Raw genomic sequence first — 14,782 nt, 5'->3', positions numbered from 1 at the left:
ACGGCGACGAGGGCGGAGCGCATGACCGGTACCGGCACGAACACACCGACGGCCAGGGCCGCGCGGACGGCGGGAGCCGCGGGCTTCGCGTACACGGCGGAGGACGAGGAGCGGCGCCGCGGCGTGCGCCGGATGAAGGCGGCGGCGACGGCACTGCTGTTCCTCGTGGCGGTGGTCTACGCCCTGGCGACCTGGGCGGAGGCGTCCGGTGTGACGGGCTGGCCGGGGTACGTCGCGGCGGCCGCCGAGGCGGGCATGGTGGGCGCCCTCGCGGACTGGTTCGCGGTCACGGCGCTGTTCCGCCGCCCGATGGGCCTGCCGATCCCGCACACGGCGATCATCCCGACGAAGAAGGACCAGCTGGGCGAGTCCCTCGGCACGTTCGTCGGGGAGAACTTCCTCTCCGCCGATGTGGTGCGCGTCCGGCTGCGGGCGCTGGACGTCGCCGCCCGCCTCGGCACGTGGATGGCGGAGCCCGCGCACGTGGACCGGGTGACGGCCGAGCTGGCCACGGCGCTGCGCGGCGCGCTGACGGTCCTGCGGGACGCCGACGTCCAGGCCGTCGTCGGGGAGGCGATCACCCGGCGGGCGGAGGCCGTCGAGATCGCGCCCGGCATCGGCAAGACCCTGGACCGCGTCGTCGCCGACGGGGCGCACCACCGGGCGGTCGACCTGGTCTGCGCCCGCGCCCACGACTGGCTGGTCACCCACGGCGACTCGGTGATGGACGCCGTGCAGGGCGGGGCGCCCGGGTGGACCCCGCGCTTCGTCGACCGGAAGGTCGGCGAGCGGGTCTACAAGGAGCTCCTGCGGTTCGTCACCGAGGTGCGCGACATGCCCGGCCACCCGGCGCGCGGCGCGATCGACCGCTTCCTCGCCGACTTCGCCGGCGACCTCCAGGCGGACACCGACACGCGGGCGCGCGTCGAGCGGCTGAAGTCGGAGCTGCTGGCCCGTCCCGAGGTGCAGGACGTCATCGCCTCCGCGTGGGCGTCGATCCGCGCCATGATCATGTCGGCGGCGGAGGACGAGAACAGCGAGCTGCGGCTGCGCGCCCGCGCGTCCCTGCTCTCCCTCGGCGTCCGGCTGAAGACGGACACCCGGCTCCAGGGGAAGGTCGAGGGCTGGCTGGAGGACGCCGCCGCGTACGTGGTGACGACGTACCGCGCCGAGATCACCTCGCTCATCACCGACACGGTGGCGAGCTGGGACGCGGACCAGACCTCGCGGAAGATCGAGGCCCACATCGGCCGGGACCTCCAGTTCATCCGCATCAACGGCACGGTCGTGGGGGCGCTGGCCGGGCTCGTCATCCACACCGTCTCCCACTCCCTGGGCGGGTGACCGGCCCCTGCCGGTCGGCCACCCGCCCAGGTACTACGGGGAGGTGCCCATGAGTACGCACCCGGCCCGCGCCGTGTTCAACGGCCGCTCACCTTTCGCGGCGCGTCACCGCCCACGAGGCCAGCGCCATGCCGCCGGCCACGGAGAACACCGCCGGCCACGCCCCGACCTTCTTCGCCAGCGGGTGCGACGCGGCGAACGCGGCGACGTACGCGGCGCCCAGCGCGACCGCCGCCGGGGTGCCGCTGCGCCGCCGCCACTCGCGGCCGGCCACCGCCCCGGCCGCGGCCAGCGCCACGCCCCCGAGCGGCCGCCTGCCCGTCCACCGGGCGACCCCGTAACCCCCGACGAGCCCACCCGCGGCAACCGCCGCCACCGGAACCCTGGCCATCGCGAACCCTCCTGACTGATCGACTACGCCCCCGAGGCTAACCCGCCTCCCCCACCCGCCTCGCCGCTGCCGGAGCGTGATGGTGTGGGTGCGGTGCGTAAGGGCGGGCGCGGGTGGGGAGTGTTGGCGCATGCCCATGCCCGGACCCACCGCACCCCGCCCCGCGCCCGCCCCCACCGCCGTGCCGGAGCCCGCGGCTGCTCCCGGGGGCCTCGCCGCCGTACCCGCCACCACCGCCGTACCGGCGTACGCCGTCGACCCGGCCGCGGTCGGCCCCGACCTCGCCGCCTGCGCTTGCGCCGCCTGTGCCGCCTGTGCCGCCTGTGCCGCCGACCCGCTCGTCGTCGCCCAGGACGGCCTCGCGACCGTCCACCAGCTCCAGGCCATCGGCTGCGCCGCGCACGTGGTCACCGAACGCTGCCGGCCCGGCGGCCCCTGGCGGCGGGTGCTGCCCCGTGTCGTCCTGCTGCGCGGCACCGCCCCCACCCCCCGGCAGCGGCTGCGCGCCGCCCTCCTCTACGCCGGCCCCGACGCGCTCCTCACCGGCGCCGCCGCCCTCGCCCTGTACGGCGCGCGGTCCCCCGCGGCGCCGCCGGACGTACCGCAGACGGTCGACGTGCTGGTCTCCTCCGCCGCGCACCCCCGCAGCCACGCGTACGTACGCGTCCACCCCACCCGCCGGCCCGAACGGCGCGTCCCCGTCGGGGGCCTGCCGTGCGCTCCCCTCCCACGGGCCCGGGAGGACACACTGGCCCTGTGACGGAACTCGACGGAACCCCCGCCGGCGCCGACCAGCTCAGGGCCCTCGCCCTGACCAACTACGGCCACTTCACGACCCTGCGCGTCGAGGACGGGCGCGTCCGCGGTCTCGCCCTGCACCTGGAGCGCCTCGCCCGCGACTGCCGGGCGGTCTTCGGGACGGACCTCGACACGGACCGGGTGCGCGAGCTCGTGCGCCGCGCGGTGCCCGCGCCGCCGGGCGGCCCCCTCGTCGTACGCGTCACGGTCTACGACCCGGAGCTCGACCTCGGCCGGCCCGCCGCCCCCGCCACCCCGCGCGTCCTGGTCACCACCCGCCCGGCCGGCCCGCCGGCGCCGCCCCCGCTGCGGCTGCGGACCCTGACGCACGTCCGCGACCGGGCGGCCGTCAAGCACGTCGCCCTCTTCGGCGTCCTCCACACCCGCCGCGCGGCCCAGCTCCAGGGGGCCGACGACGCGCTCTTCACCGACCGGGACGGCCACGTCACCGAGGGCCCCACGTGGAACGTCGGCTTCGTCGACGCGGCGGACCGGGTGGTCTGGCCCGAGGGCGAGGCCCTGCCCGGCGTCACGATGGCGCTGCTGCGCCGCCTCCACGCGCACACCACGGCGCCGGTCACACCGGCGGAAGCCCTCGGGATGCGGGCGGCGTTCGTCACCAACGCGGCGGTCGGCGTCCGCGAGGTCGCCTCCGTCGACGGCGTCCCCCTCGCCACCGGCGACCCCGTGGTGACCGCCCTCCGGTCCGCCTACCGCGACCTGCCGGGGGACCCCCTCTGAGCCGCAGCGGCCGCCGCACAGGTTGTCCGCCGGGGGGGGGAGACGGTCCCTCAGCCCTCGCAGCCGACGCCGTCGCCGTCGCGGTCGAGGTGCAGGCCGTAGCCGGGGTCGCCCCGGCGGACGGGGGCCGCGCCGGCCGCGCGGGCCTCCGAGCAGTTGCCGTAGTACGCGGCGCTCCCGCCGCCGGACGTCGACCCGCCGCCGCTCGTGTCGTCGGCGCCCGCCTCCTCGGCGGGCGCCCGCCGGGTGACGGTCGCCGTCGCCGTGACCGTCGCGGTGGCCGTGGCCGTGGCCGTGGCCGTCGCGGTCGCGGTCGCGGTGACCGTCGCCGCCGGTGCGGGGGCGGCGGGCGTCGCGGTGACCGTGGTGGTGGCGGTGGACGTCACGGTGGCGGCCGGCGCGGCGCCGTCGGTGGGCTTCGCGGCGTCCGCGCCGTCCAAGGCGGCGCCGCAGCCGGAGCCGATGAGCAGCAGGAGCAGCCCCCCGCCCCACACCCGCTTCATCCGGTGCAGCGGCCTCGGCTCCGCGGGGGCGACGGACGGGTCGGGGAACGGCCGGGGCTGCTGGGCCGGCTGGTACGGGTTGCTCATGGCGCACGTCTCCCTCGCACACGGGACCGCGGGGCGTGTGGGGGGTCCGGCGGGCCGGCCGGCGGTCGTTCACCGTGAAACTAGTGCACGGGAGAGGCGCGGCGGGCGGAAACGGCCGAACCCGTTACGCCCGGCCCCCGCGCCCGCCGTCTCGCCCCCGCCCGGCCTCCGCGTCCCCCGCCCGGCCTCCGCGTCCCCCGCCCGGCCGTCTCGCCCCCGCCCGGCCTCCGCGTCCCCCGCCCGGCCTCCGCGCTCGCCCGGGACCCGCGCTCGCCGGGCCTCTCGCCCGGGACTCGCCCCGCCTCCGTTCCGACCGGCCGCGCTACGGCAGTTCCTTGCCGTGGCAGTCGGCATACGGGCCGCCGGAGCCGCACCAGCACGGGGCCGTGCGCTCCGGGGGCCACGGCACCGCCCGGCCCCGGGCGGCCAGGGTCGTGGCGTACTGGGGGAGCAGGTCGGCGTCGGCCGGCGACGCGCCCTCGGACGCGGCGAACGCCTCGTACGACGGGACCGTGCCCCGGACGACGCCGAGGTTCGGCGTGCCCGCGGCGGCCAGCTCGCGCAGCGACGCCTCCAGGTCGGTGAGGTGCGCGTCGTACGTCGGGTACTCCGCCTCCAGCTCCGGGTAGGCGGTGAGCAGTTCGGTCAGCTCCTCGCGCGGCCACAGCAGCACCGCGACCGGGAACGGCCGGGACAGCGCCGTGCGGTACGAGCCGAGCTCGCTGCGCAGCCGGGTGATCTCCGCCTGGAGCTCGGCCGGGTCCGACGAGCCGAGCGCCCACGTGCGCTTCGGGTCGTGCAGCTCGTCCAGCGGGACGGTGCCCGTGTGCAGCCGGTCCGCCAGGACGTCCCAGTCGTCGTGCTCGCGCGCCAGCAGGCGGCGCACCCGGTGGCGGGAGACCAGCAGCGACACGGCGGCGTACGGCACCTCCTGCTCGTGGGGGAGTGGCACGAGGGCCTTCACCGCCGTCGAGAACGTCTCCTCCGACGCCTCCAGTTCGTCGTGGGCCTCCAGCGCCTCCCCGACGATCTCCCAGGCGGACGGGGACTCGGGCGCCGTGGCCCGCAGGCCCGCGATGATCGCCCGGGCCTCCGCCTCGTGCCCGTACTCCCACAGGTTCGCCGCCTTCAGCGCCCGCACCAGGTGCGGGTCCTCCGGGGCCGGGGGAGTGGACAGCAGCGTGTCGTAGAGCGTCGTCGCCCGGGCGCGGTCGCCGGCCAGCTCCAGGTGCGCGGCGGCCCTCAGGAGGAGCGGCTCACGGTCCCCGGGGTACTGCTCCGCGGTGCGCAGCAGGCGCTCGGCTTCGTTCGTGTGGTCAGCAGGCGTGTCGAGGCGCATGGTCACCACCGTACTGCCGTACGGCGCGGCTCCGGCGGGGTTGTGCGCGGACCGGACGGCGACGCGGTCGCGGGGGGTGCGCGGGGTGGGGTTCCGGGACGGTTCCGTGACACGTGCGGCCTGCCGCCGGCCCGGTGAACTCCTGTACGGTGACGGGCAGAAGAGCCGGATCCGGCGAGAGGAGGCAGCGTGTACGGAACGCTCATGCGCCTGCTCCTGCCCCTCCTCCTCGCAGTCGTCCTCCTGGCCGACGGGCCGTCGCTCCCGGCCGTCGCCCTCGTCGCGGCCGCGCTCGTCGCGTGTGCGGTCGTCGCTGCCCGCAGCGTGCCGGCCGTGCCGCCCACCCGGGTGCGCACCGCCCTGCGGGAGCGGGACCGGCGCACGGCCTTCCTCCCGCAGCGCGACCCCGACGCCTCCGGGCGTCGGCGGCCCCGGGCGCCCGGCCACCGCCGTCCGGCGGCGGTCGCGCACGCGTAACCGGGGACGCTCTCCACCTCTCCCCGTACGTCGTACGTCCTCCCGTCCCGCCGCGCCGCGTGCCGGTCCTCCCGGCACGACGACCGGGCCCGCCGCGCCGCCCGGGTGTGCGAAGCACCCGGGCCCCGGCCGCCCCGGCACCACTCGGCCTGCCCGTCGGTACGACGAAACGACGGATGACGACGACCCAGGGGTCCCCCTTTGTCTGCTTTCACGGAATTCTTCGCGTGGTTCTCCGGGCTGGTCACGGCCCCCGCCGCGATCGTCCTGCTCACCCTCCTCGTCCGCACGGCCCTGCTGCCGCTTGCGCTCGCCTCGGCGCGCGGGCAGCGGGCCCGTGCCCGGCTGGCGCCGCAGGTCGCGGCCGTGCGCAAGCGGTACGCGAGGGACCCGGAGCGGTTGCGGCGGGCCGTGCTGGAGCTGCACGCCCGGGAGAAGGTGTCCCCGCTCGCCGGGTGCCTGCCCGGCCTCCTCCAGCTGCCCGTGTTCTTCCTGCTGTACCACCTCTTCTCCGGCCCCGGCCGGGTCGGCGGGCCCTTCCTCGGGGCGCCGCTGGACGGCCGGTGGGTCGACGCCCTCGCGCAGGGCGGCGCGTTCGGGAGGGCCGGGCTGGTCTACCTGGCGCTCTTCGCGCTCGTGGCGGCCGTCGCCACCTGGACGTACCGGACGACCAGGGCGCAGCTCGCCGCCGCCGGGGGTGACGCCGGGGCCGACGCCGGGCCGCCCGGGGCGGCGGCGGTGGCCCGGGTGGCGCCGCTGCTGTCGTTCGGGACGCTCGTGACCGTCGCCGTCGTCCCGCTGGCGGCGGCGCTGTACGTCGTGACCAGCGCGACGTGGAGCGCGGCCGAGCGAGCGGTCCTCCACCGACCGGAGCGCGGGCGTGACCGGTCCAGTACGTGAACACGGGCTTGCGGAGTGGTTCGGTCTCTTGGAGGATCAGCCAAACCTGACGATGGCCGCACCCCATCGGCCGGGGATCACCCTCGACCACCGGGAGACTGACCATGAAGCTGCTGCGTGTCGGACCGGCGGGTGCCGAACGGCCCGCCCTGCTCGACCCGGACGGCACCCTGCGCGACCTGTCCGCGCTCGTCGCGGACGTGGACGGGGCCCTGCTCTCGGACGCGGGCGCGCTGGACCGGGTACGGGCCGCGGCGGGCGCGGGCGTCCTGCCCGCCCTGGACGCGACCGGGCTGCGGGTGGGACCCCCGGTCGCCCGGATCGGCAAGGTCGTGTGCATCGGGCTGAACTACTTCGACCACGCCCGCGAGACCGGCGCCGAGCCGCCCGCCGAGCCGGTCGTCTTCCTCAAGGCCGCCGACACCGTCGTCGGCCCGTACGACACCGTCCTCGTCCCGCGCGGGAGCCGAAAGACGGACTGGGAGGTCGAGCTCGCCGTGGTCATCGGCCGCACCGCCCGCTACCTGGAGTCGGCGAAGGACGCGCTGTCCCACGTCGCCGGGTACGCGGTCGGCCACGACGTCTCGGAGCGGGAGTTCCAGATCGAGCGCGGCGGCACGTGGGACAAGGGCAAGAACTGCGAGACGTTCAACCCGCTCGGCCCCTGGCTGGTCACCGCCGACGAGGTGCCCGACCCGCAGGCCCTGCGGCTGCGGCTGTGGGTCAACGGCGTGCTGCGGCAGGACGGCAGCACCGCCGACCAGATCTTCCCCGTCGGGGAGGTCGTGCGCTACGTCAGCCACTTCATGACGCTCCACCCGGGCGACGTCGTCACCACCGGCACGCCCGCGGGTGTCGCCCTGGGGCAGCCCGAGCCGAAGCCGTACCTGCGGGCCGGGGACGTGGTGGAGCTGGAGATCGACGGGCTCGGACGCCAGCGGCAGGAGCTGAAGGACGCCTGACGCGCACGGGCCGGTCCGTCGGCCCGGCCGCCGCCACCGCGCGTCGGGAGGCCTCCCGGGGCCGCGACGCGTGCGCGCCGGGAGGCGACCCGGGCCGCGCCGCGTGCGCGCGCCGGGCGCCGGCCGGGGCGGGCCGCCCCCGGGGGAGGGCGGCCCGCCGGTCCGGGTGGGCGTGGCCGCCCGTCAGGCGCCGGCGAGGAGGCGTTCGAGGGCCTCCACCACCAGCGCGTGGTCCTCCAGCTGCGGCAGGCCGGAGACGGTGACCGCACCGACGACACCGGCGCCCGCCACCGTGATCGGGAAGGAGCCGCCGTGGGCCGCGTACCGGTCGGGGTCCAGGCGGGAGTCCGTGTCGAAGGACCCGCCCTTGGCGCGGAAGCGCGTACCGACCAGGAGCGAGCTCTCCGCGTACCGCTCCACGACGCGGCGCTTGCGGTCGATCCAGGCGTCGTTGTCCGCGCTCGACCCGGGCAGGGCGGCGTGGAAGAGCTGCTGCGCGCCCCGCCGCACGTCGACGGCGACCGGGGCGTTCCGCTCGCGGGCCAGGTCGACGAGGATCGTGCCGAGCCGCCACGCGTCGTCGTGCGTGAAGCGGGGGAGGGTCAGCCGGGCCTGCTGCTCGACCAGTTCGGCGACGGTCGGGGCGGTCACAGCGCCACCGCCACGCCGTCGCGGGCCGAGCGGCGCGCGGCCTCCAGGACGTCGAGCGCCGCCGCGGCCTCCCCGGCGGTGACCGGCGGGGGCGTGCCGTCCCGTAGCGCGGCGGCCACGGCCGCGTAGTACGCCGGGTAGTCGCCCGGCAGTGTCGGCACCGGCCGCCCGCCGCCCGTCAGCGGTGACTCGCCCGCGCCGACCCGACCCCACAGCGCCTCGGGCTCCACGCCCCAGGGCTCGCCGGCCACCGGTCGCGCGCCCTCCCGCAGGGCCGCTTCCTGCGGGTCGAGCCCGTACTTCACGAAGCCGCCGCGGGAGCCCAGCACCCGGAAGCGCGGGCCCAGCTGGGCGGTCGTCGCGCTGACGTACAGGTGCGAGCGGACCCCGCCCGCGTGCGTCACCGCCACGAACGTGTCGTCGTCCGCCTCCGCGCCCGGCCGCCGCACGTCCACCTCCGCGTACACCCGCACCGCGGGACCGAACAGGACCAGCGCCTGGTCCACGACGTGGCTGCCCAGGTCGTACAGCAGGCCGCCGATCTCCTCCGGCGCGCCCGACTCCCGCCAGCCGCCCTTCGGCCGCGGCCGCCACCGCTCGAAGCGGGACTCGAAGCGCTGGACCTCGCCCAGCTCCCCGGCGTCCAACAGGGCGCGCAGCGTGCGGAAGTCGGCGTCCCACCGGCGGTTCTGGAAGACGGAGAGCAGCAGGCCGCGCCGCTCGGCGAGCGCCGCGAGGGCACGCGCCTCGGCCGCGGTACCGGCCACGGGCTTGTCGACCACGACGGGCAGGCCCGCCTCCAGCGCGGCCGTCGCGAGGGGGACGTGCGTGCGGTTCGGGGACGCGACGACGACCAGGTCCAGCTCGTCCGCCCGGTCCCACAGCTCGTCGGGCGACCCGGCGAGGCGGACGTCGGGGAAGGTGTCGCGGGCCTGGCGGCGCCGCTCCTCGTTCGCGGTGACGACCGTGTCGAGCACCAGGCCCTCGGTCGCGGCGATCAGCGGGGCGTGGAAGACCGAACCCGCCAGGCCGTAGCCGACGAGTCCGACGCGCAGCGGAGGTGGAGTGCTCATGACCGCCACTTAAGCAACACTGTTGCGTTACCGCAAGCCGGGCCCGCAGAATGGCCGGGTGAACCTCTCCGGCCTGCGCAGTCACAACACCGCCCGCGTCCTCGGCTTGCTGCGCGCGGCCGGCGCCGCCGGCGTCAGCCGCCTGGAGCTCGCCGAGCGCACCGGGCTCACCCCGCAGGCCGTCAGCAAGATCACCGCGCGGCTCCGGGACGAGGGCCTGGCCGCCGGCGCCGGGCGCGGCGTCCCCACCGGCGGCAAGCCGCGCACGCTGCTGCGGCTCGTCCCCGACGCCGCCCACGCCGTCGGCCTCCACCTGGACCGGGACGAGCTGACCGCCGTCCTCCTCGACCTCGCGGGCGCCACCGTCGCCGCGCGCACCCGGCCCCTGGACCTGGGCGAGGGCCCCGGAGCGGTCCTCGCGGCGGCCGTCGAGGAGGTGGCCGCCCTGCGCGGGGACGGCACCCTGACGGGCGTGGGCATCGCCATGCCCGGGCCGCTCGACCACACCGCGGGGGTACCGCACCGCGTGACCGGCTTCCCCGCGTGGGACGGCTTCCCGCTGCGCGACACGGCCCGCCGCGCCCTTGCCGAGCGGCTGGGGCAGGACGTGCCGGTGGCGCTCGACAAGGACACGAACGCCGCGGCCCTGGCCCTCGCCCTACGGGCCGACGACGACCGGGAGGCGGGGGCCGGCGACCGGGAGGCGGCGGACGACGACCGGGAGGCGGCGGACGGCGTCCCGGGCGGGCGCGGCGGGGCCCCGGGCGGGGGCGGCGGCAGTCAGGACGGGCGCGGCGGCACTCCCGAGGGGCGCGGCGGCGCGCCGGACCGGCTCGGCGCCGCACCGGACGACCGTGGTGGTCCCGCCGACGGGCGCGGCGGGTCTCCCGACCGACCCGGGGGCGCGCCCGGCCGGCCCGGCGGGACCTCCGGCCGGGTCGGCGTCGCGCCCGACGGGCCCGGTGTCACGCCCGGCCGGGTCGGCGTCGCGCCCGATGGGCCCGGTGTCACGCCCGACCGGCCCGGCGCCGCACCGGGCGGTCGCCCGAGCGCCCCGCCGGCGGACGGTGCCGCCTCGTTCGCGTACCTCCACGTCGGTACGGGGTTGGGCGCGGGGCTCGTCCTCGCCGGCGTCCTTCACCGGGGCGCGCGTACGGGCGCGGGCGAGTTCGGCCACCAGACGGTGCAGCTCGACGGCGCGGCGTGCGGGTGCGGGGGGCGCGGCTGCCTGGAGGCGCTGTGCCTGGCCGCCGTCGCCCGCGGCGACCTCGACGAGGCGGCGCGCGTGCTCGGCGCGGGCGCCGCCAACCTCGCCGGACTGCTGGACGTCGACCGCGTCCTGCTCGGCGGCCGCGTGGTCGCGGCGGCGCCCGGCCCCTTCCTGCGCGGCGTCGGCGCGGCCCTCGCCGACCGCGCCCGCCGCGCGGGCGAGCCGCCCGTACCGGTCGCCCTGGCCACCGGCTCGCCCCACCTGGTCGCCGAGGGCGCGGCCCAACTGGTCCTCGCCCCGCTGTTCGGCCGTTGACCGTTGCGCTGTTCGGGCGGTTCCCGCCGTACGGGCGGGGGACGCGGGGGACGCGGTGGGAGACCTGTGGGGACGACCGTCGGCGAGCAGCAAAGGCCCTCCCATGCGACTGCGCACCGCCCTGGCCGCCACGGCGGCGGCAGTCTCCGCGGCGGCGGTCGTCGCGGGCCCCGCGCTCGCCCTGGCGCAGTCGCCCCGTGACGTCGCCGTCACCGGCCGCCCGCCGGGCGACGTGACCGTCGCCGGCCGCGAACCGAGCTGCGGCGACACCGCCGCCCGCGACTTCCCCCTCCGTACCCGCATCGCCTCGGGCCCCACCGCGTACCACCCCGGCGCGGCGCCCAGCACCTGGTATGTCGACCTCACCAACACCACCCGCCACCTGTGCCGCAACATCCACCCGGTGATCGTCCTCACCGACACGTCCGGCACGCTCACCCCGGCGCAGGTCCGGCTGGGCTTCTCCACCGCACCGGGCGGCCGCCCCCGCCCGGTCCGGGTCGAGCACACCGACCACGACGAGATCGTCGCCGTCCTCGACGACGACACGGACCGGGCCTTCGCCGGCTTCGTCGTCCCGCCCGGCGGCACCGTCCGCGTCCCGGTCCACCTCGCGTTCGCCGCCGACGCCCGCCTCGACGAGGTGACCGCGCACGCCGCCGTCGTACAGCGCAGGGGCGACGACGGCGACTGGGTGGGCGCCTCCCCGTCCTACCGCTTCGCCCTGGTCGCCCCGAAACGGCCGCCCGGCATTTTCCCGGAGGAACTGGCCAGCACCGGCCGCCGCGCCGCCGCGCACGCCGTCCCCCTGTCCGCGGCGGCCGCCACCTGCGTGGCCCTCGGCGCGACGGCCGTCTACCTCACCCGCCGCCACCACCGCCACTGACCGGCCGCCACCACCGCTCCCGCTGACCAGCCGCCGTCACCGCCCCCGCTGACCCGGCGCCGTCACCGCTCCCGCTGACCGGTCATTGCCGACCGGCCGCAGTCGTTGCCGACCACCCGCCCCCGTCCGCAGGTCGTGTGCCCCAGGCCGGAGTTCGCCGGCCGTAGCGGCCGGTCGCCCTCGCGAGGCGCCACCGAGGCCGGCGATGGCGGAACCCCCCTGGCCGACAGACACGTGCGCAGGGGCTCCGAGCCGGTGGGGTCATCCCGCGGAAGCTGATCGTCCGTCAGGAATTCACCGCGCGTACCTGGTCTCCGCGGCCTCCCGGCGCAACCATGGCCCGCGCCACACCCACACCCACACCCGCACGCCGCCGTGCCGCTCCCCGTACCCGTACCCGCACTCCGCACGCCACCGCGCCCCGCCCACGCCCCGCACGCTCCGCGGCCCGACGGACACACCGGCCCGCCCCGCACCACCACCCGGCACCACCCCGCACCACGCCCCGCACCCCCGGCCCCATCCCGCACCCCCCGTACCGTCGCGACCCCCTGGAGGAGACCGTGCCGACCGCCGGCATACCCCGCCGTACCGTGCTCACCGCGTCCGCGTCCGCGTCCGCCGCCGCCCTCGCCGTCACCGCCGGTGCGGCCGGTGGGGGTGTCGCGGCCGCCGCTCCCGCCCGGGCGGCGGCCGTGGCCGCGCCCGAGCTGCCCGCCGGTACGAGCGCCGACAAGGTGCTCGTCGTCGGCATGGACGGGCTGCGCCACGACCGCATCGACGCCGCCACCGCCCCGCACCTGAAGGCGATGCGCGCGGCCGGCACGTTCGGCACGTCGCTGCTCTACGCCAACCCCATGGCCGCGACCTCCTCCGGCCCCGGCTGGTCGACGGTCTCCACCGGGGTGTGGCCTGACAAGCACGGAGTCCGGGACAACTCCTTCGCCGGCCGTGACTACGGCCGTTACCCCGGCTTCCTCGCCCGTCTCCACCAGGTCCGCCCGCAGCTGTCCCTGTACGCCGCCGTCGACTGGAAGCCGCTCGACACCCACGGCACGGTCACGGCCGGCGCCGACGCCAAGGTCGTCCTGGACGGCGACCGGGACGGCTACGTCGGGCACGACGAGACGATCACCGCGACCACCGTCTCCGTCCTGCGCGACCAGAACCCCGACGTGGCCTTCGTCTACCTCGGCAACACCGACGTCGTGGCGCACTCCCACGGCACCGGGCAGCGCTACCTCGACGCCCTCGCCGTGCAGGACGCCCAGCTCGGCCGGATGCTCGCCGCGATCGAGGCCCGCCCCACCCGCGCCGCCGAACGCTGGACCGTCATCGTCTGCACCGACCACGGCCACCTCGACGCGGGCGGCCACGGCGGCAGCTCCATCCCCGAGCGGTCCACCTTCGTCCTCGCCACCGGGCCGGGCATCGCCGCGGGGGCGCGCCCGCACGACACCCGGCTGGTCGACGTCGCCGCGACCGTCTTCCACCAGCTCGGCATCGCCCCCGACCCGTCCTGGGGCCTGGACGGCCGCCCGATCCAGCAGCGCTCCACCGACCCCTTCGACACCCTGTACGGCTCCCTGTCCGGCCGCGTCGACGAGACGGGCATCCCGGCCGGGGTCCTCGGCCACACGCACACCCCGCCCGGCGGCTGGTCGGTCGTCGGCGGCGCCATGGGCACCGGCGGCGTCGCCGAGTGGCGCGGCTGGACCTTCGCCACCGACGACTTCTGGTCCCGCACCCAGCGCGACCAGTGGCGGGAGCTCAACGTCCGCGCGCGGGGCGTGTTCGCCGTCGCCGACTCCGACGAGTGGGCCGACAAGGCGAGTTCGGGGCGGTTCGAGTCGACGCTCGTCACCCCCGCGTACGACGTGACCGGCCGGCGGCGGGTCACGCTCCACTTCACCACCCACTACCGGCAGGAGGCCGGGCAGACCGCGCAGGTCCTCGCCTCCTTCAACGGCGGCACCCCCACCGTGGTGCGCGCCTACACCACCGACGTGGTCGCCCAGCCGCAGGCACTCACCGTCGACGTGCCCGCGGGAGCCTCCGCCGTCTCCTTCCGCTTCCACTACACCGGGTCGAACAACTGGTACTGGGTGGTCGACGGGGTCGAGATCCGCGCATCGTGACTACGCTGGGGGCGCCGCCACAGCGCTGTCGCGGCGCCCCCAGCACACACGCGGTATCCGTACGGCAGGAGTCCCGTTCCATGGCAGAGCGCAAGCCGATCGAATCCTGGCTGACCGACATGGACGGCGTCCTCATCCACGAGGGCGTCCCCATCCCCGGTGCCGACGCGTTCATCAGGAAACTGCGGGACACCGAGAGGCCCTTCCTCGTCCTGACCAACAACTCCATCTACACCGCCCGCGACCTCCACGCCCGGCTGTACCGCATGGGCCTGGACGTGCCGGTCCGCAACATCTGGACCTCCGCGCTCGCCACCGCGCAGTTCCTCGACGACCAGCGCCCCGGCGGCACCGCGTACGTCATCGGCGAGGCCGGGCTGACCACCGCCATGCACGACATCGGGTACGTCCTCACCGACCACGACCCCGACTACGTCGTCCTCGGCGAGACCCGCACCTACAGCTTCGAGGCGCTCACCAAGGCGATCCGGCTGATCAACGCCGGGGCCCGCTTCATCTGCACCAACCCCGACGAGACCGGCCCGTCGGCCGAGGGCCCCCTGCCCGCGACCGGCTCCGTCGCCGCGCTGATCACCAAGGCGACCGGCAAGGAGCCGTACTTCGCGGGCAAGCCGAACCCGCTGATGATGCGCACCGGCCTCAACGCCATCGGCGCCCACTCCGAGACGAGCGCCATGATCGGCGACCGGATGGACACCGACGTGCTCGCGGGTCTGGAGGCCGGCATGGAGACCTTCCTCGTCCTCACCGGGCTCACCACCCCGGCGGACATCGACCGCTACCCGTTCCGGCCGTCGTCGGTGGTCGACTCCATCGCCGATCTGGTCGAACGGGTCTGAGGCCCCGGCGCGCCAAGTCCCCAGGTCACCGGGGTCTACCAGTCGGTAGGCCCCGGGTGGGCGACCGCTGCGGATGCGCGGTGCGCCGAACGGGGTGAATCTTGCCC

The 14,782-nt window shown here is 76.9% G+C and carries 15 protein-coding genes; 10 read left to right on the top strand and 5 right to left on the bottom strand.

Annotated features, from left to right (window positions below):
• Positions 1–21: 21 nt before the first annotated feature.
• Entirely contained in the window at positions 22–1,344 is a 1,323-nt protein-coding gene (locus NRO40_RS10710; protein WP_058943928.1) for a DUF445 domain-containing protein, read from the top strand.
• Positions 1,345–1,432: 88 nt separating this feature from the next.
• Here the strand turns inward: NRO40_RS10710 and NRO40_RS10705 are convergent, their stop codons facing one another.
• Positions 1,433–1,735, bottom strand: coding sequence for a hypothetical protein (locus NRO40_RS10705; RefSeq protein ID WP_058943927.1), 303 nt, complete (start codon positions 1,733–1,735; stop codon positions 1,433–1,435).
• Between the two features lie 130 nt (positions 1,736–1,865).
• On the opposite strand from NRO40_RS10705, the gene NRO40_RS10700 reads away from it, so the two are divergent.
• A complete protein-coding gene (locus NRO40_RS10700) occupies positions 1,866–2,495 on the top strand; it encodes a hypothetical protein (RefSeq protein ID WP_058943926.1) in 630 nt (209 codons plus the stop codon).
• Positions 2,492–3,274 carry an aminotransferase class IV gene (locus tag NRO40_RS10695; protein ID WP_058943925.1) on the top strand — a complete coding sequence of 261 codons (783 nt, stop codon included), beginning with the start codon at positions 2,492–2,494 and terminating at the stop codon, positions 3,272–3,274. The genes NRO40_RS10700 and NRO40_RS10695 overlap by 4 nt, the downstream gene beginning before the upstream one ends.
• Before the next feature lie 50 nt (positions 3,275–3,324).
• Here NRO40_RS10695 and NRO40_RS10690 read toward each other — a convergent pair whose 3' ends face one another.
• Positions 3,325–3,864, bottom strand: coding sequence for an excalibur calcium-binding domain-containing protein (locus NRO40_RS10690; RefSeq protein ID WP_257375387.1), 540 nt, complete (start codon positions 3,862–3,864; stop codon positions 3,325–3,327).
• A 322-nt stretch (positions 3,865–4,186) separates the two neighbouring features.
• Complete coding sequence (locus tag NRO40_RS10685; protein ID WP_058943947.1) at positions 4,187–5,203, bottom strand: SEC-C domain-containing protein; 1,017 nt, start codon at positions 5,201–5,203, stop codon at positions 4,187–4,189.
• Positions 5,204–5,407: 204 nt separating this feature from the next.
• Here NRO40_RS10685 and NRO40_RS10680 point away from each other — a divergent pair, with 204 nt between their 5' ends.
• The 3 genes from NRO40_RS10680 (at position 5,408) to NRO40_RS10670 (ending at position 7,542) form a co-directional block, all read left to right on the top strand.
• Complete coding sequence (locus NRO40_RS10680) at positions 5,408–5,680, top strand: DUF6412 domain-containing protein (RefSeq protein ID WP_058943946.1); 273 nt, start codon at positions 5,408–5,410, stop codon at positions 5,678–5,680.
• 201 nt (positions 5,681–5,881) lie between these two features.
• Positions 5,882–6,580, top strand: a complete 699-nt coding sequence (locus NRO40_RS10675; RefSeq protein ID WP_058943924.1) for a YidC/Oxa1 family membrane protein insertase — start codon at positions 5,882–5,884, stop codon at positions 6,578–6,580.
• A 104-nt stretch (positions 6,581–6,684) separates the two neighbouring features.
• Positions 6,685–7,542: a fumarylacetoacetate hydrolase family protein gene (locus NRO40_RS10670; protein WP_058943923.1), complete on the top strand. Its 858-nt coding sequence runs from the start codon at positions 6,685–6,687 to the stop codon at positions 7,540–7,542.
• Positions 7,543–7,725: 183 nt separating this feature from the next.
• Here NRO40_RS10670 and NRO40_RS10665 read toward each other — a convergent pair whose 3' ends face one another.
• Complete coding sequence (locus NRO40_RS10665) at positions 7,726–8,193, bottom strand: heme-degrading domain-containing protein (RefSeq protein WP_058943922.1); 468 nt, start codon at positions 8,191–8,193, stop codon at positions 7,726–7,728.
• Entirely contained in the window at positions 8,190–9,266 is a 1,077-nt protein-coding gene (locus NRO40_RS10660) for a Gfo/Idh/MocA family protein (RefSeq protein WP_058943921.1), read from the bottom strand. Before NRO40_RS10660 ends, NRO40_RS10665 begins: the two co-directional genes overlap by 4 nt.
• A 58-nt stretch (positions 9,267–9,324) precedes the next feature.
• Here NRO40_RS10660 and NRO40_RS10655 point away from each other — a divergent pair, with 58 nt between their 5' ends.
• The 4 genes from NRO40_RS10655 (at position 9,325) to NRO40_RS10640 (ending at position 14,675) form a co-directional block, all read left to right on the top strand.
• Complete coding sequence (locus tag NRO40_RS10655; RefSeq protein ID WP_232791180.1) at positions 9,325–10,791, top strand: ROK family transcriptional regulator; 1,467 nt, start codon at positions 9,325–9,327, stop codon at positions 10,789–10,791.
• A 103-nt stretch (positions 10,792–10,894) separates the two neighbouring features.
• Complete coding sequence (locus tag NRO40_RS10650; protein WP_058943920.1) at positions 10,895–11,677, top strand: hypothetical protein; 783 nt, start codon at positions 10,895–10,897, stop codon at positions 11,675–11,677.
• Positions 11,678–12,240: 563 nt separating this feature from the next.
• Complete coding sequence (locus NRO40_RS10645; protein WP_058943919.1) at positions 12,241–13,815, top strand: alkaline phosphatase family protein; 1,575 nt, start codon at positions 12,241–12,243, stop codon at positions 13,813–13,815.
• A gap of 80 nt (positions 13,816–13,895) precedes the next feature.
• Positions 13,896–14,675: an HAD-IIA family hydrolase gene (locus NRO40_RS10640; RefSeq protein WP_058943918.1), complete on the top strand. Its 780-nt coding sequence runs from the start codon at positions 13,896–13,898 to the stop codon at positions 14,673–14,675.
• Positions 14,676–14,782: the final 107 nt, after the last annotated feature.

This window comes from Streptomyces changanensis (genome assembly GCF_024600715.1).
In the GTDB taxonomy this organism is placed as follows: Bacteria; Actinomycetota; Actinomycetes; order Streptomycetales; family Streptomycetaceae; genus Streptomyces; species Streptomyces changanensis.
This window is presented reverse-complemented; position numbering and strand designations above follow the sequence as displayed.